Origin of the sequence: uncultured Sphingomonas sp., assembly GCF_913062585.1 — a bacterium.
GTDB lineage: Bacteria > Pseudomonadota > Alphaproteobacteria > Sphingomonadales > Sphingomonadaceae > Sphingomonas.
The window spans coordinates 52,351-74,319 of record NZ_CAJXWX010000001.1 but is presented as its reverse complement, the minus strand read 5'-3'; the positions used below and the strand labels follow the sequence as shown (position 1 = coordinate 74,319).

Genomic DNA, 21,969 nt, shown 5'->3' with positions numbered 1-21,969 from the left:
CGAGTTGTTCGGACGGCGTCGACTAAATCCCGATTTAGGGAATAGTTCGGTGGGTGCGTCCGGTTCTGTTTGTAATGACTATCAATACTAAATCGTAATTTCATTGACGCTGTCGCCGCTGTGTTGCGATCACGGCGCCATGACGCGGATATTGCTGATCGAGGATGATGCGGGCACGGCGGACGAGATTCTGCTGGAGCTGACCGCCGCCGGGCATGCGGCGTGTCACGCCGCCAGCCTGGCGGCGGGGGCGGCGCGGGTGGCGGCCGAGGATTTCGACCTGCTGATCCTCGACCGGCAATTGCCCGATGGCGAGGGGCTGGACCTGCTGTCCCACCTGCGCGGGCAGGGGCGGCGCACGCCCGCACTGGTGCTGAGCGCGCTGGGCAGCCTGGACGACCGGGTCCGGGGGCTGCGCGCAGGGGGCGACGATTATCTGCCCAAGCCCTTCGCGCTGGTCGAGCTGATCGCGCGGGTCGAGGCGCTGCTCCGCCGCCCCAACGACACGCGCGAGACGCGGCTGATCGTGGGGCCGCTCGACCTGGACCTGCTGGCGGGGGAGGCGACGCGCGCCGGGCGTCCGCTCGAACTGTTGCCGCGCGAGTTGAAGCTGCTGGACTATATGGTCCGGCGGCCGGGGCGGATCATCACCCGGTCGATGCTGCTCCAGGATGTCTGGGGCTATAGTTTCGAGCCCAATACCAACGTCGTCGACGTCCATATGGGCCGGTTGCGCCGCAAGGTGGACGGCGAGGGGGAGGCGCCGTTGATCCGCAACGTCCGGGGGCAGGGCTATGTCTTCGATCTTCGCTGACCCGCGCGCGCGGGCGACCTGGCGCTGGGGCGGCGGGCTGGCGGCGATGCTGGTCCTGCAGTCGCTGGCACTGGCGGCGATCTTCTGGGTGCTGGCGGGCGACAATCACCGGCGCGAGATCGAGCATCAGCTGAGCGACGACTGCACCTTCTTCCGCCTGACGCCGGCGGAGGAACGGCCCGAGGAATTGCGCGAGAAACTGGACCGCGATCTCCACCGCGACCTGTTCCTGGCGCTGTTCGATGCGCGGGGGCGGCGGATCGCGGGCAATGTCGCGCGCCTGCCCGGGCACGCGCCCATGTCGGGCTCGTTCGTCGCCACGGTCGCGCCGACCGAGCTGCCCGGCAAGCGCAGCGACGAGGCGCGGGTGCAGATCTGTGCCATGCCCGACGGCACCCGGCTGCTGATCGGGGTCGACCTGGACGACACGGTCGCGGCGATGCGGCTGGTCGGCCAGTCGCTGCTCCTGGGGCTGGTGCCGGGGATCGTGCTGGCGCTGGTCTTCGGCCTGGTCGCCGGGCGGCGGGCGGCGCGGCAGGTCGATGCGGTCCGCCGCCTGACCACATCGATCATGTCGGGCGACCTGTCGCGGCGCCTGCCCGTCGCGCGCGATCCCGACAGTTTCGGCCTGCTCTGCGCCGATATCAACCGGATGCTCGACCGGCTTCAGCTGCTGGTGGCGGATGTGCGCGGGATCGGCGACGATATCGCGCACCAGCTGCGCACGCCGCTGACGCGGTTGCGCGCGCGGATCGAGCGGGGGATGCGCGACGATGCCGATCGCGATGCCTTTATCGCGACCGCCGAGGCGACGCTGGCCGATGTCGATGCGCTGCTGGGCATCGTCGCCGCACTGCTGCGGATCCGCGAGCTGGAGGACCATGCCCGCCGCAGCCGCTTCGCGCCCGTCGATCTCGCCCGGCTGGTCGAGGATGCCTGCGACCTGCATCGCCCCAGTGCCGAAGACCTGGGCATCCGCCTGTCCTATGCGATCCGGCCGGTCCCGCCGGTCGAGGGCGATGCCAGCCTGTTGATCGAGGCGGTGTCGAACCTGATCGACAATGCGATGAAGTTCGGTCCCGCCGGCGGCGCTGTGCACGTCACCCTCGGGATGCAGGGGCGCGACATCATGCTGAGCGTCGCCGATGACGGACGCGGCGTTCCCCCGGCCGAGCAGGCGCTGGTCCTGCAACGCTTTTATCGCGGGCGGGTTGATCAGCCGGGCGTGGGCCTGGGCCTGCCGCTGGTCAAGGCGATCGCCGACCTGCACGGTTTCGGCCTGGCCTTTGCGGCCCAGGGCAGCGCGGTCTCGATCGTCTGTCCCGGAAACGGGGATGCGACACAAGCTATGAGGAACCCAATATGAGAAGCACCGTCCTCGCGATCGGCACGATCCTGTCCGCCCTGACCCTCGGCGCGGGGCCGGTGCGGGCCGAACCCGATCCCGGCAAGAAGGCCTGCGTGGTCGAGGCGCGGCGGCTTTGCCCGATGGAAATGAAGTCCATGAGCCGCAAGAAGGTCGAGGCCTGCATGATCCAGAAGATCGACCAGACCTCGGCCACCTGTCATGCCGCCATGCTGCGGATCAAGGCCGAACGGGAGGCGACGCGGCGCTGAGCCCCAGCGCCCGGTTCTCGGCACCGATCCGGACATAGAGCATCGCCGCGTTCAACAGGGTGAACAGCGCGGCGATGCCGAAAAGGCCGAAGGTCAACGGCAGGACCGCGATCTCGGCGGTGACGACCGCATAATTGGGATGGCGCAGGAACCGGAAAGGCCCGCGCGCGACCAGCGGTTCGCCGGGCAGCACGATGATCCGCGTCGTCCAGCGAGGCCCCAGCGTCGCCAATACCCAGACCCGCATCGCCTGGAGCACGACGAAGACCAGCAGCAGCGGCCAGGACACCGGCCGCCCGCCGACGCTGAGCCACAGGGCGAGCAGCCAGGCAGAGTGCATCAGCACCATGACCGGATAATGGTTCGCGCCATATTCGCGCGCACCCGCCGCCATCAGCCGCGCGGTATTGCGCCGCGCGATGACCAGTTCGCTCAGGCGTTGCAGCGTGACGAACGCCATGATCGCATAGGGCAGGCTCATCGGTCGCACTCCAGCACCAGCGAGGACGCGGTGAAACCCGGCCCCAGCGCGTTCAGCACCGAACGGGGCGGCAGGCCGCGTCGGCGATAGCGGTCCAGCACGAACAGCACGGTCGGTGCGGACATGTTGCCGTGATCGTGCAGCACCGCGCGCTCCTCGACCAGCGCGCCATGATCCAGCGCCAGCGCCTGTTCGAGCGCGTCCAGCACCTTGGCCCCGCCGGGATGGCAGATGAATCGGTCGATATCGGACAGCGCGAAGCCCAGCGCCCCCAGCATCTCGGTCATCGCCTGGTTCATCTCGCGCGCGGCAAAGGCGGGGATGGCGCGGTTGAGCACGACCGCCAGGCCCGTCTCCTCGGTCCGCCAGCCCATGATGTCGAGCGTGTCGTTCCACGTCTTTTCGCCGTGCCCGACGATGCGCGCGAAACCCTCCGCCCCCGCCCGCAGGACGCACGCCGCCGCGCCGTCGCCGAACAGGGCGGTGGAGATCAGGTCGGCCTTGTCGGCATGGTCGGTGCGCAGCGCCAGGCTGCATAGCTCGACCGTCACGACCAGCACGGTCGTCCCCGGCCGTGCCTGCGCCAGGTCGCTCGCCAGCCCCAGGCCGGTGGCACCGCCCGCACAGCCCAGGCCGAAGACCGGCACGCGCCGCACGTCGCTGCGGAACGCCAGATGCGCCATGGCCCGCGCCTCCAGGCTGGGCGTGGCGATCCCGGTCGAGGATATGGTGACGATGGCATCGACATCCTCGGCCCGCAGCCCCGCCTCGTCCAGCGCGCCGCGAGCGGCCGTGACGAACAGGTCGAGCGCGACGTCCAGATAGGCGGCGCTACGCTCTTCGAACGAGCGCGGGCTGCGATACCAGTCGAGCGGCTTCGCCAATTGCCGCTCGGCGATGCCGGCATTGGCGAAGACCGGCGCCAGCCGATCGAAATCGCTGAAGCGATCGCCGATCAATTCCCGCGCGGTGGCCAGGGCCTGATCCTGGGAGATACGATGCGGCGGCGTGCACGTCGCAAGCGAGAGAATGGCAACCGATGAAGACATGCACCGTCCGGGTAGCCGGCGCACCGGCGGAAGTGGATACTGATGCGCAACGATCCGGGGTGTGGCAAGTTTCTCATCCCGCCAAATACGGATGAGGGACGAGATGACTCCAATAACTGCGTCCCCCGAAACCGCCGACTGGCGGGCTTGGCTGGGCTTCACCTTCATGTGCCTGGGCATGTTCATGGCGATCCTGGACGTGCAGATCGTCGCCACCTCGCTGCCCACCATCCAGGCCGCGCTGAACATTCCGCCGGACCGGATGGTGTGGATCCAGACCGCCTATCTGACCGCCGAGATCGTCGCGATCCCGTTGACCGGCTATCTGACCGATGTGCTGGGGATGCGGCGGCTGTTCGTCGGCGCGGTGGGCCTGTTCACGCTGGCCTCGATCGGCTGTGCCTGGAGCGGCGGTTTCGACAGCCTGATCCTGTGGCGGGTGGTGCAGGGATTTTCGGGCGGCACGCTGATCCCCATCGTCTTTTCGGCGGTGTTCCTGCTGTTTCCGGTGCGGGTGCAGGGGCTGGCGACGACGATCGCCGGGGTGGCCGCCGTGCTGGCGCCGACCATCGGCCCGATCGTCGGCGGCTGGGTGACGCAATCCTTTTCCTGGCACTGGCTGTTCCGCATCAACATCGCGCCGGGCATCGTCGCGGCGATCGGCGTCGCCTGGCTGTTGCGGGGGCAGGCGGCGGTGGAGCGACTGGCCACGCGCCGCGCGATCGACCTGATGGCGCTCGCGCTGCTGGCCGCCAGTCTGGTCGCGCTTCAGCTCGGGCTGAAGGATGCGCCGACGCGGGGCTGGGGGGATGCGCGGGTGCTGGCGCTGCTGGCGGTCTTCGCGGTGTGCGGCATCGGCTTTGTCGTCCGTACCTGGCGGGCCAGCACGCCGCTGGTCGAACTCCGCTGTTTCGCCGACCGCAACTTCGCCATCGGTTGCCTGTTCAGCTTCGTGCTGGGGTTCGGGCTGTTCGGTTCGACCTATCTCATGCCCTTCTTCCTGGGGCTGGTGCGCCAGCACGGCGCGCTGCGCATCGGGGAGATCATGCTCGTCACCGGCATCGCCCAGCTGCTGACCGCGCCGATCGCGGTATGGGCCGAGCGGCGGGTCGATCCGCGCTGGCTGACCGCTTTCGGCTTCGGCCTGTTCGCGATCGGGCTGCTGATGAGCATGGGCCAGACCGCGCAGACCGATTTCCACGCGATGATCCTGCCCCAGATCGTGCGCGGCGCCGCGATCATGTTCTGCCTGTTGCCGCCGACCCGCATGGCGCTGGGGCGACTGCCCACCACGCTGGTCGCGGATGGCAGCGGGCTGTTCAACCTGATGCGCAATCTGGGCGGGGCGGTCGGCCTGGCCCTGATCGACACGATGATCTTCAGCCGCGCCGCGACCGAGGGGCGCCATATCGCCAGCCGCTTGCAGGCGGGCGACCTGAACACCGCGCTGAGCATCGGCATCCCCAGGGACGCCTTTCTGGAACAGCGCGGCCAGCCGCTCGACGATTTCGCCGTCGAGATGGTGCGACCGCTGGTCGAGAAGGCCGCCCTGGTACCCGCCGTCAACGCCGCCTGGGCGATGTGCGGCGTGCTGACTGCAATCGTCCTGATCGCGGTGTTCTGGGTACGCCGCACGCCGGTGGAGTGATGCCCCTCCCTTACCCGGAATTGGCCAGGAACCGGTCGGCGGTGCGCAGGGCGAGCGCCATGATGGTCAGCGCCGGATTGGCGGCGAGTGCGCTCGGGAAGACCGAATTGTCGCAGATCAGCAGGTTGGGCACGTCGAAGCTGCGCCCGTCCGCATCGACCACCGCCGCGTCGCCATCCGTGCCCATGCGGCAGGTGCCGATGGTATGGGCCGAACGGTCGACCGCGAAGATGTCGCTGGCCCCCGCCGCCGCCCAGATATCGGTCATGACGCGGCGCGAATGCCGGTCGATCGCGCGCTCATTGGCGTGATAGCTGAAGTCGATCCGCGCCTTGCGCTGGCCGAAGGCGTCGGTTTCCTCCGACAGGGTCAGGCGGTTGCTGGGATGCGGCAGACAGTCGCCGTTGATGCCGATCCCGGCCATATGGTTATAGTCGCGCAGCCGCTCCTGAAGCCGCTTGCCCCACATGCCCGCCCCGCGCGCCAGCCCGGTCGCCAGATTGACCGGCAACACGCCCAGGCTCTGGATCAGATAGCCGCCGACGAAATCCGCGTCCTCGGGGCGCATCATGTCCTCGGTAATCAGCGAGGAGGGATAGCCTCGATTCATCCGCATCACCGGCGCGAACCGGCCCCAGACCTGGGTGGCGACATGCGCCATGAAATTGCGCCCGACCTGGCCGCTGGAATTGGCGATGCCCAGGTTCAGCAGCAGGCGCGGGCTCTCCACCCCGCCCGCGCACAGGAACACCGCACGGCACCGCTGGCGCCGATCCTGGCCGTCCTGGCGATAGACCACGCTGGTGATATGCCCCCGCCCGTCGAATTCGAACGACAGGACACGCGCCTGCGCCCGCACCTCGGCGCCATGCGCGACCGCCAGGGGAAGATAGCTGGTGTCCATGCTGGTCTTGGACGCGTTGCGGCAACCCTGGTGGCAGGTGCCGCAATTCACGCAAGCCTGGCGCTGGCCCCAATGCGGCTGCTCCCGGTCGCGCGAGACCAGGGCGGCGGGCGCGTCGGTGGCGGTGATGCCGGTCGCGGCACAGCCCCGCGCCATCGCATCGGCCGAGGCGTTGCGTGCCACGGGCGGATAGGCATAGGGGCGGCGATCGTCCCAGGGGTAGCGGGCAGGCCCGGACACGCCGGTAAAGGCCTCGACCTCTTCGATATAGGCGGTCAGTTCGGCATGGGGGATCGGCCAGTCGGCACCTTCGCCCGTCAGCGTGCGCAATTGCAGGTCGCGCGGGTCGGGTCGGGGGCAGAAGGCGCCCCAGTGCAGCGTCGATCCGCCGACGCCCATGCCCGAATTGTTCGATCCGAAGGCAGTCGGGTCGGCCCCGCCGCTCAGCCGCTCCTCCATCCAATAGATGTCAGCCGCCATCTCGTCGGCGACATGCTCGTTCGGGGTGAAGGCGCGTCCCGCCTCCAGCGCCACGACCGAGAGGCCCGCTTCGGCCAGCCGCGCGAGGATCGGCGCGCCGCCCGCGCCGGTGCCGATCACCACCGCATCGACGACATCCTGCTCGGCAAAGGGGGCGCGGCTCATGCGGTCGTCTCCGGGGCGTGCTGCCAGTCTTCGATGCGGTCGGCGGCGGTGCGGACATAGCCCTGCTTGCGCGGACCATCGCCACCGACCGCAAAGCCGTCATAGCCGACCGCCGCCATGGCGACGGGCGTGGCCATCCATTGCCGCACGATCTCGGCGCGGACATCCTGGAACCACAGGGTCATCTGTTCGGGCGAGAAATGGAAATCGCCATCGATCCGGATGTCTCCGGCGTCGATCCGCTCCAGCCAGTTCGTCTGCGCGGCCGGGTCCAGCGCGGCGAACCCGCCGGTCAGCGCATCGAGTGTCGCCAGGCCGCGCCGCCACGCCTCGCGATCGGGCGGCAGGTCGGCGAAGCGCCAGCCATCGCCGGGGCCCTCCAGCGCCGCACCGATGCGCCGGGCGAGCGCCTGGTCAGTGCCCTGATCGGGCAGGACCTGGGCGATCAGGGCAGCGACCGTCGCGGTCTCCGCTTCGGTCCAGCCTGACTCGGCATCCATCACCGGACGGGTCCGGGCCAGCATCGCGGCCCGTGTTCGGCGGCTGACCCGTTCCGAGCCCAGCACCCGGGCAAAGTCGCCGGGCAGGATCGACGGCGCGACGGCGGCGACATGCTCGACGATCAGCGCGGCCAGTGCTTCGGGCTGTTCATAAGGGATCAGGTGCGCCGTATTCTCGACCACGCGGACTTTGGCCCGTGGATAATGGGGCAGGTTCCACCGCCGCTGCGCATCTTCGCCCAGATCGCCATCCTCGGCACCCGCGACGATCAGTGCGGGGATGCCGATCGTGCCCGCCGCCGCGCGCCAGTCTTCCAGGCTGCCGCGTTCCAGCCAGGCCTGCCAGGCTTCGGGGGCCGAGCGCTGCACATCGGCGATCGCCTGTTCGCGCAGCGGCGTAGGGAGCCGCTCGGCGGTGTTGGCATCGACAAAGGCCTCGGCGTCCGCACGGTCGATCCGACCGCCCGAGAGCCAGTCCAGCATCTGCGCGCGGCGATCCTCGTCCATCGGCTCGGGCGCGGGCGGGGAGGCGGTGACCAGCACCACGCCGATCACGCCCGCCAGTCCCGCTTCGCCCGCCTGGGCCCGCGCGGCGACCAGCGTCGAGATCTTGCCGCCCATGCTGTGCCCGACCAGGACGCAGGCGGTCAGGCCATGCGCGCGGATCGTGTCGGCCAGATCGTCCGCCATGGCCGCGACACCGGCGTGCCCCGCGCCCGCCCGCTCGCCGAAACCAGGCAAGTCGAGGGCCAGGCTGGGGAGGCCCGGCAGATGACGGCGCACCAGATCCCATTCCCGGCCGCTGGCGCCGAGTGCGTGAAGAAATACCAGTGTCGGTTGGGTCATGCGGCCTCGCCCGAGGAAATTCCCCTGCTGGACGCCGCACCGGCCAGAGCGTTCCGCCGAAAAGGTCATGTACCGGAATTAATTTGGATCAGGATCGGGGCAAATGGGCGATGCCGTGCGATCTACGAATTCATGGAACATCGCGCATCATCATGCGCTTCGGCACCCGAACCTTTTTCTGAACGGAGTGAGACCGTGGCCGATACTGACCAGGCACAGCCGCAATACAAGATCGAATATCGCGAGATTCAGCCGTTCGGCACGCTGAAGCATCTGCCGCTCGGCCTGTCGGACAATGCCCGCAAGCAGAGCGTGTCGATCCTGAATCAGGTGCTGGCCGACACGATGATGCTGCGCGACCTGTACAAGAAGCATCATTGGCAGATGTCGGGCGCGACCTTCTATCAGTTGCACCTGCTGCTCGACACGCATTACGAGAAGCAGGCCGAGCTAGTCGACATGCTCGCCGAGCGAATCCAGGCGCTGGGCGGGATCAGCATCGCGACGCCGCACGATGTGGCGGAAATGACGAAGATCCCGCGCCCGCCGCGCGGTCGCGAGGACGTGCCGACCATGCTCGCCCGCCTGCTGGAAGCGCATCGGATCGTGCTGGAGGAGGCGCATGAAGGCGCCAAGACCGCCGATGAATCGGGCGATGACGGCACCAACGACCTGCTGGTCAGCGACATCATCCGCTCGGGCGAACCGCAGGTGTGGTTCATCGGCGAGCATCTGGCCGCCACCGAATTGCAGCGGGCCGACTAAGCCCAAGAGACAGGCGAAAAGGCGAGGCGATGGCGGAGCGAAATCTGGCGAGCGGCATCGCCTCGACCGAGTTGGAAGAAGGACGGATCGTCGCCGGGGTGCTGGATGGTCAGGATGTCGTCTTGGTCCGGCATCGTGGCAGGGTCTGCGCGCTGTCGGGTATCTGCACCCATCTGAAGGCGCCGCTGGCCGACGGGATCGTCGCGGATGGCACGATCCGCTGTCCATGGCACCATGCCCGCTTCGATTTGGAGACGGGAGAGGCCGTGGGTGCCCCGGCCTTCGCCCCGCTCGACCGCTTCGAGGTGGTCGAGGATGAAGGGCAGGTGCGCATCCAGGGGCCGAAACCGGCTGAGGCGCCTTCCGGGGATTCGGTGCCCGATATCGGCCGGGTGGTCATCATCGGTGCCGGTGCGGCGGGCCATGCGGCGGCCGAGATGTTGGCGCGCCATGGTGCGGGCGCGGCGGTGACGATCCTCGACCAGTCCGAGGACGCGCCTTACGACCGGACCTTCTGTTCCAAGCAATATCTGGCGGGCAAAGCCGGTCGCGCGGACGCCGCTTTACCCGCGCTCGACGTGCCGGTGCGGCTGCGCACGGGGGTGACGGTCTCGGCGATCGACCGCGCGGGCAAGGTTGTCCGGCTCGGTTCGGGCGAGCGGATTGCGTACGACACGCTGATCCTGGCGACCGGCGCGGACGCGGTGCGGCCCGATTTTTACGGTGCGGACCGAAGCGATGTACATGTCATGCGCGAACTGGCCGATGCCGATCGCCTGATCGCGGCAACCGCCCGGGCCGAGCGCGCGGTGGTGGTCGGATCGAGCTATATCGGCCTGGAGGTCGCCGCCTCGCTGATCGCGCGGGGGCTGGCGGTGTCGGTCGTGTCCGACACCGACCTGCCGCTGGAAAAGACCGCCGGACCGGAGGTGGGCGCGATGATCCGCGACCTGCACCAGTCGAAGGGCGTGCGCTTCCATCCCGGTCGCCGCGTCGTCCGTTGGGACGGTCATGTCGCGATGCTCGACGATGGCAGCGAGGTGGCGGGCGACCTGCTGGTCGCCGGGATCGGTGTCGAGCCCAGGGTCGCGCTGGCCGCCGCGGCCGGGCTGACCCTGGCGGACAAGGATGCGGGCGGCGGCGTACAGGTGGACGCGATGCTGCGCACATCGGACCCCGCCATTTACGCCATCGGCGACATCGCCAGCGTGCCCGACCCGCGCCTGGGTCATCCGATCCGCGTCGAGCATTGGGTCGTCGCGCAACGCATGGGCCAGTGGCTGGCCCGGCATCTGCTGGGCCGGGGAGAGGGCGAGTTTGCCGAAGTGCCCTTCTTCTGGTCGGGCCATTACGATCTCAGCCTGCGCTATGTCGGGCATGTCGCATCGCCGGAGGATCGCAGGATCGACGGCGACATGGCCGAAAAGGATTTCGCCGTCACCTTCGCCGAACAGGGGCGCGAGCAGGCGATGCTGACTGCCGGGCGCGATGTCCTGGCGCTGGAATGGGAACATCGCCGGGAGCGCGACTGACGCACCCCTATTCGCCGGGGCGGTAGCGCCGTTCGATATGACCCGCCAGTTCGTCCGGATGGAAATAGACCGGGCGTAGCTGGCCGCTGGCATAACGGTCGATCTGGTCGGCGAAATGGGGCGAGGCGGGGTCGCCGCTCTGTCCGCCTGCCATGACCGCGCGGGCCTCCACCCGCCGACCGAATGCGACCACTGCGACGAAGCTGTTCCCGCTGGTCCCGTAATAACGCTTGGTGCCGGGCCAGGTCTTCGCGCCGAACGAGGCGAGGCTGCCCCATTGCGCCGAGGTGAAGGGGACCGGCGTCGAGGGGCGCGCATCGTCGAAATGCGGCTGGATCGCGTCGTCCACCCGCTGGAAGCGATTGATCGCGCGCCACGGCGTCCGCCAACTGCCGAAGTCGCGCGACAGGCGGGCGACGGCGGCGTCCAGCGCGGCGAGCTTGGTCGCGGCGTCGACGCGGGTGGCGATATAGTCGGGCACGTTCATCCGCGCCGCCTGTGCAAGGCCGCCCACCTCGCGCCAGAGCTGGTCGCCCCAGAAGACCGCCAGGCTGGTCGCGACCGAATCATAACCCCAGCGAAGGTCCCAGCGCGACAGCGTCGCGATCGGCTCGGCCAGGGTGCGCCGACGCGGATCGGTCGGCGGCAGGGCGCGCCATGCGGCGACCAGGCCGGGCAGAAGCCGCGCAAAGGCGGGCAGATAGGAATCATAGGCGGCGGCGCGCAGCCGCTCGGCCGTCCAGTCGCGCTGGCCCGTCAGCAACAGGTCGGCATGTTCGCCGCGCGCATTGCCGCCGGTCTGGTCCATATAGCGCGGATAATCGGCGGCGCGGGGGCTGTCTGGCCCGGCGGCGCTCCATGGCCAGTCATTGGTGTTGTGGACCCAGCCGACACGCGGATTGGCGACGCTGGGCAAGCTGGACAGGGCGTGCAACCCGCGCCAGTCGGTCGCGGGATCGCTGCCGTCGACGGGGCGCGTATAATCGAATCGATCGTCGCGCACCGGCATGAATTGCGGCATCAGGAACGCGATCTCGCCCTTGTCGTCGGCGAACAGCGTGTCGTTGGAGGAATTGGCCTTGCGTTCGGCGACCGCCATATAGCCGGCCAGGTCGGTCGCCTTGGTGCGCAGCCAGCTCTGCTCCAGTGCCGCGACCGGCCGCCACATCAGGGCGGTCGCGATCCAGCGGCCATCCTTCGCCGCGACGATCGGGCCGTGATGCGTCCGCCACGTCACGAATTGCCGCTCGCCCAGGCTGCCATCGCCCTGGCGGAAGCGGATCGTGACGGTGCGCGCGGTGAGGGGGCGTGTCTCCTGCCCGTAGCGATAGGTCCAGCCCCGCGCGGTCCGGCTTACCCGCTCGGCGAACTCATCGACATTGTCGACGGTGGACGAAGTGTGCATCCAGCCCGCATGGGCGTTGAACCCCTGATAGACGAAGAACTGCCCCCAGGTGCTGGCGCCGTAAACGTCCAGCCCCTCGTCGCTTGTCACCTGCGCCTCGGAGCGGAAATAGAAGCTGGTGTGCGGATTGATGAGCAACAGCGCATGGCCGTCGCGCGTCAGCCGGGGCGCGATCGCGATGCCGTTCGACCCCGACGGCTCGCGCGGGGTGATGCCGCGCTCCTCGGGGCTGGGCGGCGTGGGCTGACCATAGAATGTCTTCAGCTCGGACAGCGAAATCCGCTCAATATCGCCGCCGATGCTGCCCTCGGTGAAGCTCAGCGCCATCCAGGGCTCGAACCGGGTCAGTACGCGCGGTTTCACCTGCGGATGCCGGGCGAGGTAGAAATTGAGCCCGTCGGCCCAGGCGTCCATCAAGGCGCGCATCTCGGCGCTGCTGCCGGCATATTGTGCGCGCAGTTCGTCCGGATCGACATAGAGGCGCTGGCGCAGATCGGCCCAGATCGCCGCCTCGCCATCGGCCTCCGCCGTGCGCCCGAGCGCGGTCAGGTAATTGGCCTCGACCCGCGCGAAATCATCCTCCGCCTGGGCATAGGACATGCCGAACACCGCATCGGCGTCGCTGCGCCCCCGGATATGCGGGATGCCCCAATCGTCGCGGGTGATCGTGACCTGCGCCGCCCGCGCCTGCCACCGCGCCGTCTCCGCATCCGGCGCGGCGGCGGCCGATGCCAGCATCATCGCCAGGACGAACGGAGTGCGCATGTACCGGAGAAACCTGTCCATGGGTTCAGTCTAGGGCGGGGAAACGGCGATGGCCAAGCCCGAAGAGAAGATGGGTTGCGTCCCTGGTCGAGCGGCGTTAGCGGGTGGCAACCGTTTGGACCCGGTGAGACTCCGGGTGGCTATTCCGGCCGCCAATCCGCCGGACAACGCAGCTGCATCCGATCTTTACAGCCATAGCGCGCACGGATGCCGTGATTGCGGACTATCATCATGACGTCTTCCCTATCCCATTACCGCGCCGAGTGGTTCGACGGCCTGCACGCCGCGCGGCGTGACATATTGGCCGGCATGGTCGGCACCTTCGCCCTGATCCCCGAGGTGATCGCCTTTTCGTTCGTGGCGGGTATCGACCCGGAGGTCGGGCTGTTCGCCTCCTTCGTCATCGGTATCGTCATCGCCTTTGCCGGAGGGCGGCCCGCGATGATCTCGGGCGCGGCGGGGTCGGTCGCGCTGGTCGCGGCCGCGCTCGTCCATGCGCATGGGCTGCAATATCTGCTGGCCGCGACCATTCTGGCCGGGCTGTTCCAGATCGTCTTCGGGCTGGTGAAGCTCGACGTGCTGATGCGCTTCGTCTCGCGCTCGGTGCGCACCGGCTTCGTCAACGCGCTGGCGATCCTAATCTTCTCGGCGCAGGTGCCGCAGATGGTCGGCGTGACCTGGCACAGCTATGCCATGATCGGCCTGGGCCTGGCGATCATCTATCTGCTGCCCAGGGTCAGTTCGGCGATCCCGTCGCCGCTGATCTGCGTCGTCGTGCTGACCGCCATCAGCATCGCTTTCCCGATGCCGCTCCGGGTCATCGGCGATCTCGGCCGGTTGCCGACGTCACTGCCCTCGCTGGGCCTGCCGCACGTCCCGTTCGACCTGGCGACCCTGCGGATCGTCGCGCCCTATGCGCTGGCGATGGCGGCGGTCGGACTGCTGGAATCGATGATGACCGCGCGGGTGGTCGACGATCTGACCGAATCCACCAGTTCCAAGGCGCGCGAGTGTACCGGGCTGGGGCTGGCCAATGTCGCGGCGGGCCTGTTTGGCGGGATCGCCGGGTGCGGCATGATCGGGCAGACGGTCGGCAATGTGCGCTATGGCGGCCGGGGGCGGCTGTCGACGCTGGTTGCTGGCGTGTTCCTGCTGATCGTCATGGTGCCGCTGCGCCCCTGGGTCGCGCAGGTGCCGGTCGCGGCGCTGGTGGCGATCATGATCATGGTGTCGATCAGCACCTTCTCCTGGAGTTCGCTGCGCGATCTGGGGCGCCACCCCAAGGTGTCGGGCGTGGTCATGCTGGCGACCGTCGCGGTGACGGTGGCGACGCACGACCTGTCGGCCGGGGTCGCGGTCGGCGTGCTATTGAGCGGCGTGTTCTTCGCCTTCAAGGTCACCCGGCTGATGCGCGTCACGGTCGACCATGATCCGGCGACCGACACGCGGCTCTATACCGTGTCGGGCCAGATCTTCTTCGCCAGTGCCGAGATATTCGCCGATCATTTCGACCTGCGCGACACGGCGCGGCAGGCGCGCATCGACCTTACGGCCGCGCATCTGTGGGACATCACGGCGGTGGGGGCGCTGGAGGACGTGGTGTCGACGATGCGCCGCCACGGCATGGTCGTCGAGGTCATCGGCCTCAACGCGGCGAGCGCGATCCTGATGGATCGTCACGCGCCCCTGACGATGGCCGGGACGCCCGAAAGCGTCCCGGCGTCCGTCATTTAAAATCCGCCCGACAGCGTGAAGAAGGCCATGCGGGGCGGCTGGGCATAGGTGTTGAAGGTGCGCGCCGCCGCGCCCACCACCAGCTCATAGACCCCCCGGCGGTCGGTCAGGTTGGTGATGTTGACCGACAGGCGCGTATTGCGCAGCCCCATCCCCAGTCCTTCGGGCAGGGTGTAGCTCGCCTGGAGACCCAGCAGGAAGCGGCCCGGCACCGATTGGTCGTTGGTGTAGGTGGCGAAACGCCGTCCGACATAGTCGCCGATCGCCTGGACCTCGAACGGACCCGAACTGGCGGTGACGACGGTCTTGTTCAGCCAGCGGGCGACGTTGGGCACGTCCTTGCCGGCCGTCGCGATGACGGTCGTGCCGCTGGTGTAGTTCTCGTCATAGCGCGACCGGTTGTACGACAGCGCGTTGTACACCGACAGGCCGCTGCCGAAGCGGAACGTCACCGCGCCGTCGATCCCGTTGGTCTTCACCCCGCCGACATTCTGCAGGATCGAGACGCCGCCGATGACCGAGGCGATGACCGGGGTCGCGCTGATCTGGAGCAGGCGATTGCTGAAATCGACATGATAGGCGCTGACCTGTCCTTCGATCGCGGTCAGCGGGCCGGCATCGACCGTGTGGCGCGAGCGGATGCCCGCTTCATAGGTCCAGGAGCTTTCGGGCTCGGTGCCCGCCTTGATCTGGTCGAACGCCTGCTGGCTGCCGACATTATAGGGCGAGAGCCCCGCCGCGACCGAGGCCTGGAACTGGCGCACATTCTTCTGGATATGGCCGAACAGCTGGTCGTTCGGGGTCATGTCCCAGACCGCGCCGATCGCGGGCAGGAACCATTTGCGCGTATTGAGCCGCCCCTGGGGGAAGCCGGTGGACGATCCGGGCAGCGCGCCGGGCAGCGGCTGGACGGGAATGCGGCCATCGGCGAATTGCAGGCTGGACTTGAAGCCGCCCTCCAGCGTCAGCGTGTCGGTCAGGTGCCAGCGATCCTGGATATGGAACTGGACCAGGTCGTATTTCGTGACCGCCGCATATTGCGTCAGGCGCAGCAGACCGGGATCGGCATATTCATAGGGCGAGGGCGGCTGGTCGCGCGGCACCGCATACCAGCGGCGGAAGATCGTGTTGCGGTTATGCTCATACCATCCGCCCAGGCCGATCTCGTGCGCGCCCGCCTCGATCGCGAGCGCGGCCAGCGCGCCGGCGCGGGCGATGCCATATTCGGTGGTACGCAGCGCATAGCCGGAATTGCCGAACACCTGCTTCAGATCCTGCCCCGGATAATAGGTCCGGAACAAGGCGGGCAGGCCGGCGGCGGCGATCGGCCCGACGATCTGGCCCTGGCCGTCGTCATGATGGTAATAGGGCTGGATCGACAGGGTCACGCCGCTGCCCAGCTTCTGTTCCAGCTTCATATAGGCCAGGTAATCGGTGCGCTGCGCATCGCCATAATAGTTGGTGTAGTTGTTCGGATTGTTTGCGGGCGGCGCGCCGTTGGCATCGACATAGTTCAACGCCGCATTCCAGTTCGGAAACAGCACCGTGCGGTAATAGGGCTCCAGCCCGCCCGCATTGCGCGCGACCGAATCCTGGTTCGGCTCGTCCTTCTGGCTATAGGCGAAATAGGCGGTCAGCCGCGTGGTGGGCGTGGCGTGGACGAACTTCGCATTCGCCTGCCACCCCTTTTGCCGGGCGTCGAACTCCCAGGCGCGGGCGTTCTGGCGGACGCCGGAGACATAGAGGCTGTTGTCCCCGCCCAGGCCGGTGAAGGTGCCGGTATCGAGGCGCAGATAGCTGCGGCTGGCGTCATAGCTGCCAAAGGTCTGGCCGAACCGGACGCCAGCCTTCGCCTCGGGATCGCTGGTATAGGTTTCCAGGCCGCCGCCCAGATTGCTGGCCGATGCGGTGGCCAGGTCCGCCGCGCCTGCGGTCAGGCGCACCCGGGCGACATTCTCGCTGATGACGGCGCGCTGCGGCGACAGGCTGTTGAAATTGCCATAGGACTGGTCGCCCAGCGGCACGCCGTCCAGGGTGAAGCCCAGCTGGTTCTGATTGAAGCCATGGACGAACAGGGCGATATTCTGTTCGTTATTGCCCCAGGGATCGGCGGTTTCGAACTGAACGCCCGGCAGCGTCTGGATGGCCTTCACGGGATTGACGCCCGGCAGGACCTTCTGGATCTCGCTGGCCTCCAGCACGACGGCGGAGCGCGTGGTGCGCTTGCCGGTCACGACGATCCCGTCGCCGGACGAAGCCTCGGCCTGGGCGGTGCCGTCACCCGGCGGCGTGGCGCTCTGCTGCGCCATGGCCTGCGAAGACCAGACAAAGGCGGTGAGGGACGCGGCAATGCACAGCGAGGCACGATGCCACGCGATCAGTTTGGACGATGTCATGGGTTCCTCAAGGTGCCAGCTTTTTCGCGGCTGGCGGTCCCCTAGGCCCGGTATGTGACAGCTTTATGGGAAATCGTTTGCAGGAATAATGCAATCGGCCGGGGCGGGTGTTCCACCCCTTCCCCTAAAAGGGGGAGAGGGGTGGAAACGAAGCCCTCAAGCGGCGGTCCGCCTTAGTTCAGGCCGCCGCCCAGCGAGCGATACAGCTCCACCATGTTGCTCTCGCGGTTGAGGCGCGTGGTGACGAGCAGCTGTTGCGCCGAATAGGCGGTGCGCTGCGAATCGAGCGTCGTCAGGAAGGATTCGACACCCGTCCGGTACCGCGCGTCCGAAATCTTCAGCGCGACGTTTGCCGCCTCCACGCGGGCCGTCTGCGCCGCGATCTGTTCGTCGATGGTGCCGCGCTGGGCCAAGGCATCGGCCACCTCGCGGAACGCCGTCTGGACGGTCTTCTCATAGGTCGAGACCGCGGCCTGCTGCTGCGCCTTCGCGACATCCAGATTGCCGCGCAGTCGTCCGCCGTCGAACAGCGGGAGCGAGACGGACGGCGCGCCCGTATAGGTGAAGCTGCCGCCCGCGAAGAGCCCGCTCAGCGCGGTGCTGATCGTGCCGAGCGTCGCGGTCAGCGAGATGCGCGGGAACATCGCCGCGCGCGCCGCGCCGATATTGGCGTTCTGCGCGATCAGCTGATGCTCGGCCTGCAGCACGTCGGGGCGACGCAGCAACAGGTCGGAGGACAGGCCGACGGGCAGGACCGGCAGGGCGGCGCCCGTGGCGCTCAGTCCCTGTGGCAACAGGTCGTTCACCACGGGGGTGCCGACCAGCAGGTCGAGCGCGTTCTTGTCCTGCGCCACCCGTGTCTTCAGCACGGCGATGTCGTTGCGCGCACCCTGATAGGTCGTCTCGGCCTGCCGCGCCTCGAGTTCCGAGGCGACGCCGATCCGGAACTGCGCGCGGGTCAGCTCCAGCGATTGCGCGAAGGACTTCAGCGACTCCTGCGAGATGCGCAGCTGGTCCTGGTCCGAGGCATAGGTCAGCCAGGCGGTCGCGATCTCGGCGATCAGGCTGATACGCGTCGCGCGCTGCGCTTCCTGGGTCGCGAAATATTGTTCCAGCGCCGCACGGTTGAGATTGCGGACGCGACCGAACAGGTCGAGCTCGAAGGCCGAGAAACCGGCATTGACCGAATAGAATTCGAAATTGCGCGACGATGTCCCGACGCCCGCACCGACGCCACCGGTCCCGGTGCCCGTACCCGTTCCTGCGCCGGTGCCGCCACCGGCCGCGCCGCCGACGGCCCCCGTGGCCCCCTGGATATTGTTCGTATAGGTGCCGGAACCCGACAGGGTCGTCGACGGGACCAGGTCGGCGCGCTGGATGCGATATTGCGCCCGGGCCTGCAGGACATTGGCCGCCGCGACGCGCAGGTCGCGGTTATTCTCCAGCCCCAGCGCGATCGTGCGACGCAGGCGATCGTCGGTGAAGAAGTCCTGCCACCCGATCTTGGTCACGTCGGGCGCGTCGGATGCCGCGGACGGATAGATGCCGTCCTGGGGCAGCGTCGCCGGTACGGCCCCTACGGGCCGCACATATTTGGGGGCGAGATTGCACCCCGCCAGCGTGGTGGCGGCCAGCAGGGCCAGCGCGAATTTGGAACGGATCATGGATCAAACTCCCTGCGGCAGGGACGGCGAAGCCTGCCCGCCACCATTGGGTCCACCGTCGACCTGGTGCCCGTCGCCCTCTGGCTTTTCGGCCTTGTGGCGATCGAACAGTCGCATGACGACGACGAAGAACATCGGCACGAAGAAGATCGCCAGCACGGTCGCGGACAACATGCCGCCCACCACCGCGCGACCGATGGCGTTCTGGCCACCCGCGCCCGCGCCATTGGCGATGGCCAGCGGGAACACGCCGAAGATGAAGGCCAGGCTGGTCATCAGGATCGGTCGCAGGCGCAGCTTGGCCGCTTCGATCGCCGCGTCGAAGGCGCTCAGGCCCTCGCTCATCTTCTCCTCGGCGAACTCGACGATCAGGATCGCATTCTTCGCCGACACGCCGATCGTGGTGATCAGGCCGACCTGCAGATAGATGTCGTTGTTGAGCCCGGTCAGCCACGCCGCCAGCAATGCGCCGACGACGCCCAGCGGCACGACCAGCATCACCGAGATCGGTACCGACCAGCTCTCGTACAGCGCGGCAAGGCAGAGGAAGACGATCAGCAGCGACAGGCCGTAGAGCGCAGGCGCCTGTCCCCCGGACAATTGCTCCTCATAGCTGAGGCCCGTCCAGTCCAGCCGGGTGCCGGGCGGCAGCTTGGCCTGCATTTCCTCCATCGCCTTTAGCGCGGCGCCCGACGACACGCCAGGCGCGGGCTGACCCAGGATCTCCATCGACGGCAGACCGTTATAGCGGGTCAGCTGCATCGGCCCCAGCTTCCAGGACAGGTCGGAGAAGGCGGTGAACGGCGCCATCGTGCCCGTCTCGCCCCGGACATAGAGGTCGCCGACATCCTCGGGTGCCATGCGATAGGCGGCATCGGCCTGGACATAGACGCGCTTCACGCGGCCCCGGTCGATGAAGTCGTTCACATAGGAACCACCCCAGGCGGTCGCGATGGTGCTGTTGACGGTCGACAGATCCAGGCCCAGCGCGCGCGCCTTGTCCTGGTCGACATTGACCTTCAGCTGCGGCGCATCGTCGAGCGCGTTGGGGCGCACGCCGATCAGCGACTTGTTCTGCGACGCCATGCCGAGCAGCTGGTTGCGCGCGGCCAGCAGCCGCTCATGGCCGATACCGGCTTCGTCGACGAGCTGCAGGTCGAAACCCGTGGCATTGCCCAGTTCCTGGACGGCGGGCGGAATGATGGCGAAGATCAGGCCGTCATTGTAGCGCGAGAAGGCGGCCATCGCCCGGCCGATGACGGCCTGCGCCTTGTTCTCGGCGCCGGGGCGGTCCTTCCATTCCTTCATCGGGATGAACGCGATACCGCTGTTCTGGCCCTGACCGGCAAAGCTGAACCCGTTGACGGTGAAGACACCGCGAATGGCGCCGCCCGCATCCTTCAGGAAGTGATCGCGAATCTGGTCCAGGCCCTTCTGGGTCCGGGCCGTGGTCGCGCCGGGCGGTCCCTGGACGAGCGCGATCATCACGCCCTGATCCTCGTCGGGCAGGAAGCCGCTGGGCAGCCGCATGAACAGGAAGGCCATGCCCGCAACGATCAACGCATAGACGATCAGCGAGCGGCCCCAGCGGCGGGCCGTCGATCGCGTGCCCTTTTCATAGCGCGCCTGTCCCCGCTCGAACCGATCGTTGAACCAGCGGAAGAAGCGTGCCAGCGGGCCGTTTCCCTGGCCCTTGTTCGGGTCGTGCGGCTTCAGGATGGTGGCGCAGAGCGCAGGCGTCAGGATCAGCGCGACGGCGACCGACAGCACCATCGCCGAGACGATCGTGATCGAGAACTGGCGATAGATCACGCCCGTCGAGCCGCCGAAGAACGCCATCGGCAGGAAGACGGCGGACAGCACGACGGCGATACCGATCAGCGCGCCGGTGATCTCGTCCATCGACTTGCGCGCCGCCTCCTTGGGCGACAGATGCTCGGTGGTGATCAGGCGCTCGACATTCTCGACGACGACGATCGCGTCGTCGACCAGCAGGCCGATCGCCAGCACCATGCCGAACAGGGTCAGCGTGTTGATCGAATAGCCGAAGGCCGCCAGCACCGCGAACGTCCCCGTCAGCACGACCGGCACCGCGATCGTCGGGATCAGCGTGGCGCGGAAGTTCTGGAGGAAAAGGAACATGACGAGGAAGACGAGCACGACCGCTTCCAGCAGCGTGTGGACGACCTGCTCGATCGACAGCCGGACGAAGGGCGACGTGTCGTAGGGGTAGATCACCTTGACGTCGGGCGGGAACTGCTTGGCCAGTTGGTTCACCCGTGCCTTCACCGCCTCGACCGTGTCGAGCGCATTCGCGCCAGGCGCCAGCTTGATGCCGATGCCCGAGGCGGGCTTGCCGTTCCACTGGGCGGAGAAGGCATAATTCTCGGTGCCGATCTCGACCCGGGCGACGTCGCCCAGCCGGACGATCGACCCGTCCGTGTTGCTCTTCAGGCGGATCTGGGAAAACTGCTCGGGCGTGTTCAGCCGCGACGAGACCGACACGGTCGCGTTCAGCATCTGCTCCTTGGGCGCGGGCTGCGCGCCGATCTGGCCCGCCGAGACCTGCGCGTTCTGGGCGGTGACCGCGTTGGTCACGTCCGCCATGGTCAGCGCATAATTGTTGAGCTTGATCGGATCGACCCAGATGCGCATCGCATATTGCGATCCGAAGAGCTGCGTGTCGCCGACACCGCTCACGCGCGACAGCGGATCGGAGACACGCGACGCGATGATGTCGGCCAGATCATTGTCGTCGTGCTTGCCGTTCTCGGAATAGAGGCCGACGAACAGCAGGAAATTCTGCGTCGCCTTGGCGACGATGATGCCCTGGCGCTGGACCTCCTGCGGCAGGAGCGGGGTCGCCGCCTGCAGCTTGTTCTGGACCTGCACCTGCGCGATGTCGGGATCGGTGCCCTGTTCGAAGGTCAGCGTGATCGTCACGCTGCCCGCCGAGGAGGATGAGGACGAGAAGTAGCGAAGGTGGTCGATCCCCTTCATCTGCTGCTCGATGATCTGGGTGGTGGTGTTCTCCAGCGTCTGGGCGTCGGCGCCCGGATAATTGGCCGTGATCGACACCGCGGGCGGCGCGATCGCCGGGAACTGGGCGATCGGCAGGGTGCGCAGCGAGAGCAGGCCCGCGATGACGACCAGCACCGCCAGCACATAGGCGAAGATCGGGCGATCAATGAAATAGCGTGACAT

The 21,969-nt window shown here is 67.7% G+C and carries 15 protein-coding genes and 1 other annotated feature; of the genes, 7 read left to right on the top strand and 8 right to left on the bottom strand.

Annotated features, from left to right (window positions below; genetic code table 11):
• The first annotated feature begins 139 nt into the window (after nt 1-139).
• From QZ546_RS00330 to QZ546_RS00320, 3 genes are read left to right on the top strand one after another with little or no spacing between them, the layout of a single operon-like run.
• Nucleotides 140-814, top strand: coding sequence for a response regulator transcription factor (locus tag QZ546_RS00330; RefSeq protein WP_294232899.1), 675 nt, complete (start codon nt 140-142; stop codon nt 812-814).
• Nucleotides 795-2,180, top strand: a complete 1,386-nt coding sequence (locus QZ546_RS00325) for a HAMP domain-containing sensor histidine kinase (protein ID WP_294232896.1) — start codon at nt 795-797, stop codon at nt 2,178-2,180. The genes QZ546_RS00330 and QZ546_RS00325 overlap by 20 nt, the downstream gene beginning before the upstream one ends.
• On the top strand, nt 2,177-2,431 hold the full coding sequence (locus QZ546_RS00320; protein ID WP_294232893.1) for a hypothetical protein: 255 nt from the start codon (nt 2,177-2,179) through the stop codon (nt 2,429-2,431). Before QZ546_RS00325 ends, QZ546_RS00320 begins: the two co-directional genes overlap by 4 nt.
• Here QZ546_RS00320 and QZ546_RS00315 read toward each other — a convergent pair.
• Nucleotides 2,400-2,912, bottom strand: a complete 513-nt coding sequence (locus tag QZ546_RS00315) for an isoprenylcysteine carboxylmethyltransferase family protein (protein WP_294232890.1) — start codon at nt 2,910-2,912, stop codon at nt 2,400-2,402. The two genes, QZ546_RS00320 and QZ546_RS00315, sit on opposite strands and share 32 nt — an antisense overlap.
• Nucleotides 2,909-3,961, bottom strand: a complete 1,053-nt coding sequence (locus tag QZ546_RS00310; RefSeq protein WP_294232887.1) for a type III polyketide synthase — start codon at nt 3,959-3,961, stop codon at nt 2,909-2,911. The genes QZ546_RS00315 and QZ546_RS00310 overlap by 4 nt, the downstream gene beginning before the upstream one ends.
• 103 nt (nt 3,962-4,064) lie before the next feature.
• On the opposite strand from QZ546_RS00310, the gene QZ546_RS00305 reads away from it, so the two are divergent.
• On the top strand, nt 4,065-5,609 hold the full coding sequence (locus QZ546_RS00305; protein ID WP_294232884.1) for a DHA2 family efflux MFS transporter permease subunit: 1,545 nt from the start codon (nt 4,065-4,067) through the stop codon (nt 5,607-5,609).
• Nucleotides 5,610-5,619: 10 nt separating this feature from the next.
• Here the strand turns inward: QZ546_RS00305 and QZ546_RS00300 are convergent, their stop codons facing one another.
• Entirely contained in the window at nt 5,620-7,158 is a 1,539-nt protein-coding gene (locus QZ546_RS00300; RefSeq protein ID WP_294232881.1) for a GMC family oxidoreductase, read from the bottom strand.
• Nucleotides 7,155-8,504 (bottom strand): alpha/beta hydrolase, encoded by a 1,350-nt coding sequence (locus QZ546_RS00295; RefSeq protein WP_294232878.1) that lies wholly within the window; start codon nt 8,502-8,504, stop codon nt 7,155-7,157. Before QZ546_RS00295 ends, QZ546_RS00300 begins: the two co-directional genes overlap by 4 nt.
• A 195-nt stretch (nt 8,505-8,699) precedes the next feature.
• Here QZ546_RS00295 and QZ546_RS00290 point away from each other — a divergent pair, with 195 nt between their 5' ends.
• Both QZ546_RS00290 and QZ546_RS00285 read left to right on the top strand, forming a co-directional pair.
• Nucleotides 8,700-9,269 (top strand): DNA starvation/stationary phase protection protein, encoded by a 570-nt coding sequence (locus tag QZ546_RS00290; protein WP_294232876.1) that lies wholly within the window; start codon nt 8,700-8,702, stop codon nt 9,267-9,269.
• Between the two features lie 29 nt (nt 9,270-9,298).
• On the top strand, nt 9,299-10,801 hold the full coding sequence (locus QZ546_RS00285) for an FAD-dependent oxidoreductase (protein ID WP_294232873.1): 1,503 nt from the start codon (nt 9,299-9,301) through the stop codon (nt 10,799-10,801).
• A 7-nt stretch (nt 10,802-10,808) separates the two neighbouring features.
• Here QZ546_RS00285 and QZ546_RS00280 read toward each other — a convergent pair whose 3' ends face one another.
• The gene (locus QZ546_RS00280; RefSeq protein WP_294232871.1) at nt 10,809-12,971 is read right to left on the bottom strand and encodes a penicillin acylase family protein; all 2,163 of its coding nucleotides are present in this window, start codon (nt 12,969-12,971) and stop codon (nt 10,809-10,811) included.
• 114 nt (nt 12,972-13,085) lie between these two features.
• Nucleotides 13,086-13,141, top strand: a sequence feature (sul1 is cis-regulatory element that is thought to sense ions involved in sulfur or methionine metabolism; They are found in Alphaproteobacteria).
• Nucleotides 13,142-13,202: 61 nt separating this feature from the next.
• Between QZ546_RS00280 and QZ546_RS00275 the strand changes: the two genes are divergently transcribed.
• Entirely contained in the window at nt 13,203-14,705 is a 1,503-nt protein-coding gene (locus tag QZ546_RS00275) for a SulP family inorganic anion transporter (RefSeq protein ID WP_294232868.1), read from the top strand.
• Here the strand turns inward: QZ546_RS00275 and QZ546_RS00270 are convergent.
• The 3 genes from QZ546_RS00270 to QZ546_RS00260 form a co-directional block, all read right to left on the bottom strand.
• Nucleotides 14,702-17,101 carry a TonB-dependent receptor gene (locus QZ546_RS00270; protein WP_294232866.1) on the bottom strand — a complete coding sequence of 800 codons (2,400 nt, stop codon included), beginning with the start codon at nt 17,099-17,101 and terminating at the stop codon, nt 14,702-14,704. The genes QZ546_RS00275 and QZ546_RS00270 overlap by 4 nt on opposite strands.
• A 173-nt stretch (nt 17,102-17,274) precedes the next feature.
• Nucleotides 17,275-18,765, bottom strand: coding sequence for an efflux transporter outer membrane subunit (locus tag QZ546_RS00265; RefSeq protein ID WP_294232861.1), 1,491 nt, complete (start codon nt 18,763-18,765; stop codon nt 17,275-17,277).
• A gap of 3 nt (nt 18,766-18,768) precedes the next feature.
• Nucleotides 18,769-21,969, bottom strand: a complete 3,201-nt coding sequence (locus tag QZ546_RS00260; protein ID WP_294232857.1) for an efflux RND transporter permease subunit — start codon at nt 21,967-21,969, stop codon at nt 18,769-18,771.

What these genes read in the sequence shown, in the direction of transcription:
- QZ546_RS00315 (WP_294232890.1), bottom strand. Translation starts at nt 2,912, where the DNA reads ATGAGCCTGCCCTATGCGATCATGGCGTTCGTCACGCTGCAACGCCTG.
- QZ546_RS00270 (WP_294232866.1), bottom strand. Translation starts at nt 17,101, where the DNA reads ATGACATCGTCCAAACTGATCGCGTGGCATCGTGCCTCGCTGTGCATT.
- QZ546_RS00260 (WP_294232857.1), bottom strand. Translation starts at nt 21,969, where the DNA reads ATGTCACGCTATTTCATTGATCGCCCGATCTTCGCCTATGTGCTGGCG.
- QZ546_RS00320 (WP_294232893.1), top strand. Translation starts at nt 2,177, where the DNA reads ATGAGAAGCACCGTCCTCGCGATCGGCACGATCCTGTCCGCCCTGACC.
- QZ546_RS00300 (WP_294232881.1), bottom strand. Translation starts at nt 7,158, where the DNA reads ATGAGCCGCGCCCCCTTTGCCGAGCAGGATGTCGTCGATGCGGTGGTG.
- QZ546_RS00330 (WP_294232899.1), top strand. Translation starts at nt 140, where the DNA reads ATGACGCGGATATTGCTGATCGAGGATGATGCGGGCACGGCGGACGAG.
- QZ546_RS00305 (WP_294232884.1), top strand. Translation starts at nt 4,065, where the DNA reads ATGACTCCAATAACTGCGTCCCCCGAAACCGCCGACTGGCGGGCTTGG.
- QZ546_RS00285 (WP_294232873.1), top strand. Translation starts at nt 9,299, where the DNA reads ATGGCGGAGCGAAATCTGGCGAGCGGCATCGCCTCGACCGAGTTGGAA.
- QZ546_RS00275 (WP_294232868.1), top strand. Translation starts at nt 13,203, where the DNA reads ATGACGTCTTCCCTATCCCATTACCGCGCCGAGTGGTTCGACGGCCTG.
- QZ546_RS00325 (WP_294232896.1), top strand. Translation starts at nt 795, where the DNA reads ATGTCTTCGATCTTCGCTGACCCGCGCGCGCGGGCGACCTGGCGCTGG.
- QZ546_RS00295 (WP_294232878.1), bottom strand. Translation starts at nt 8,504, where the DNA reads ATGACCCAACCGACACTGGTATTTCTTCACGCACTCGGCGCCAGCGGC.
- QZ546_RS00265 (WP_294232861.1), bottom strand. Translation starts at nt 18,765, where the DNA reads ATGATCCGTTCCAAATTCGCGCTGGCCCTGCTGGCCGCCACCACGCTG.
- QZ546_RS00280 (WP_294232871.1), bottom strand. Translation starts at nt 12,971, where the DNA reads ATGCGCACTCCGTTCGTCCTGGCGATGATGCTGGCATCGGCCGCCGCC.
- QZ546_RS00310 (WP_294232887.1), bottom strand. Translation starts at nt 3,961, where the DNA reads ATGTCTTCATCGGTTGCCATTCTCTCGCTTGCGACGTGCACGCCGCCG.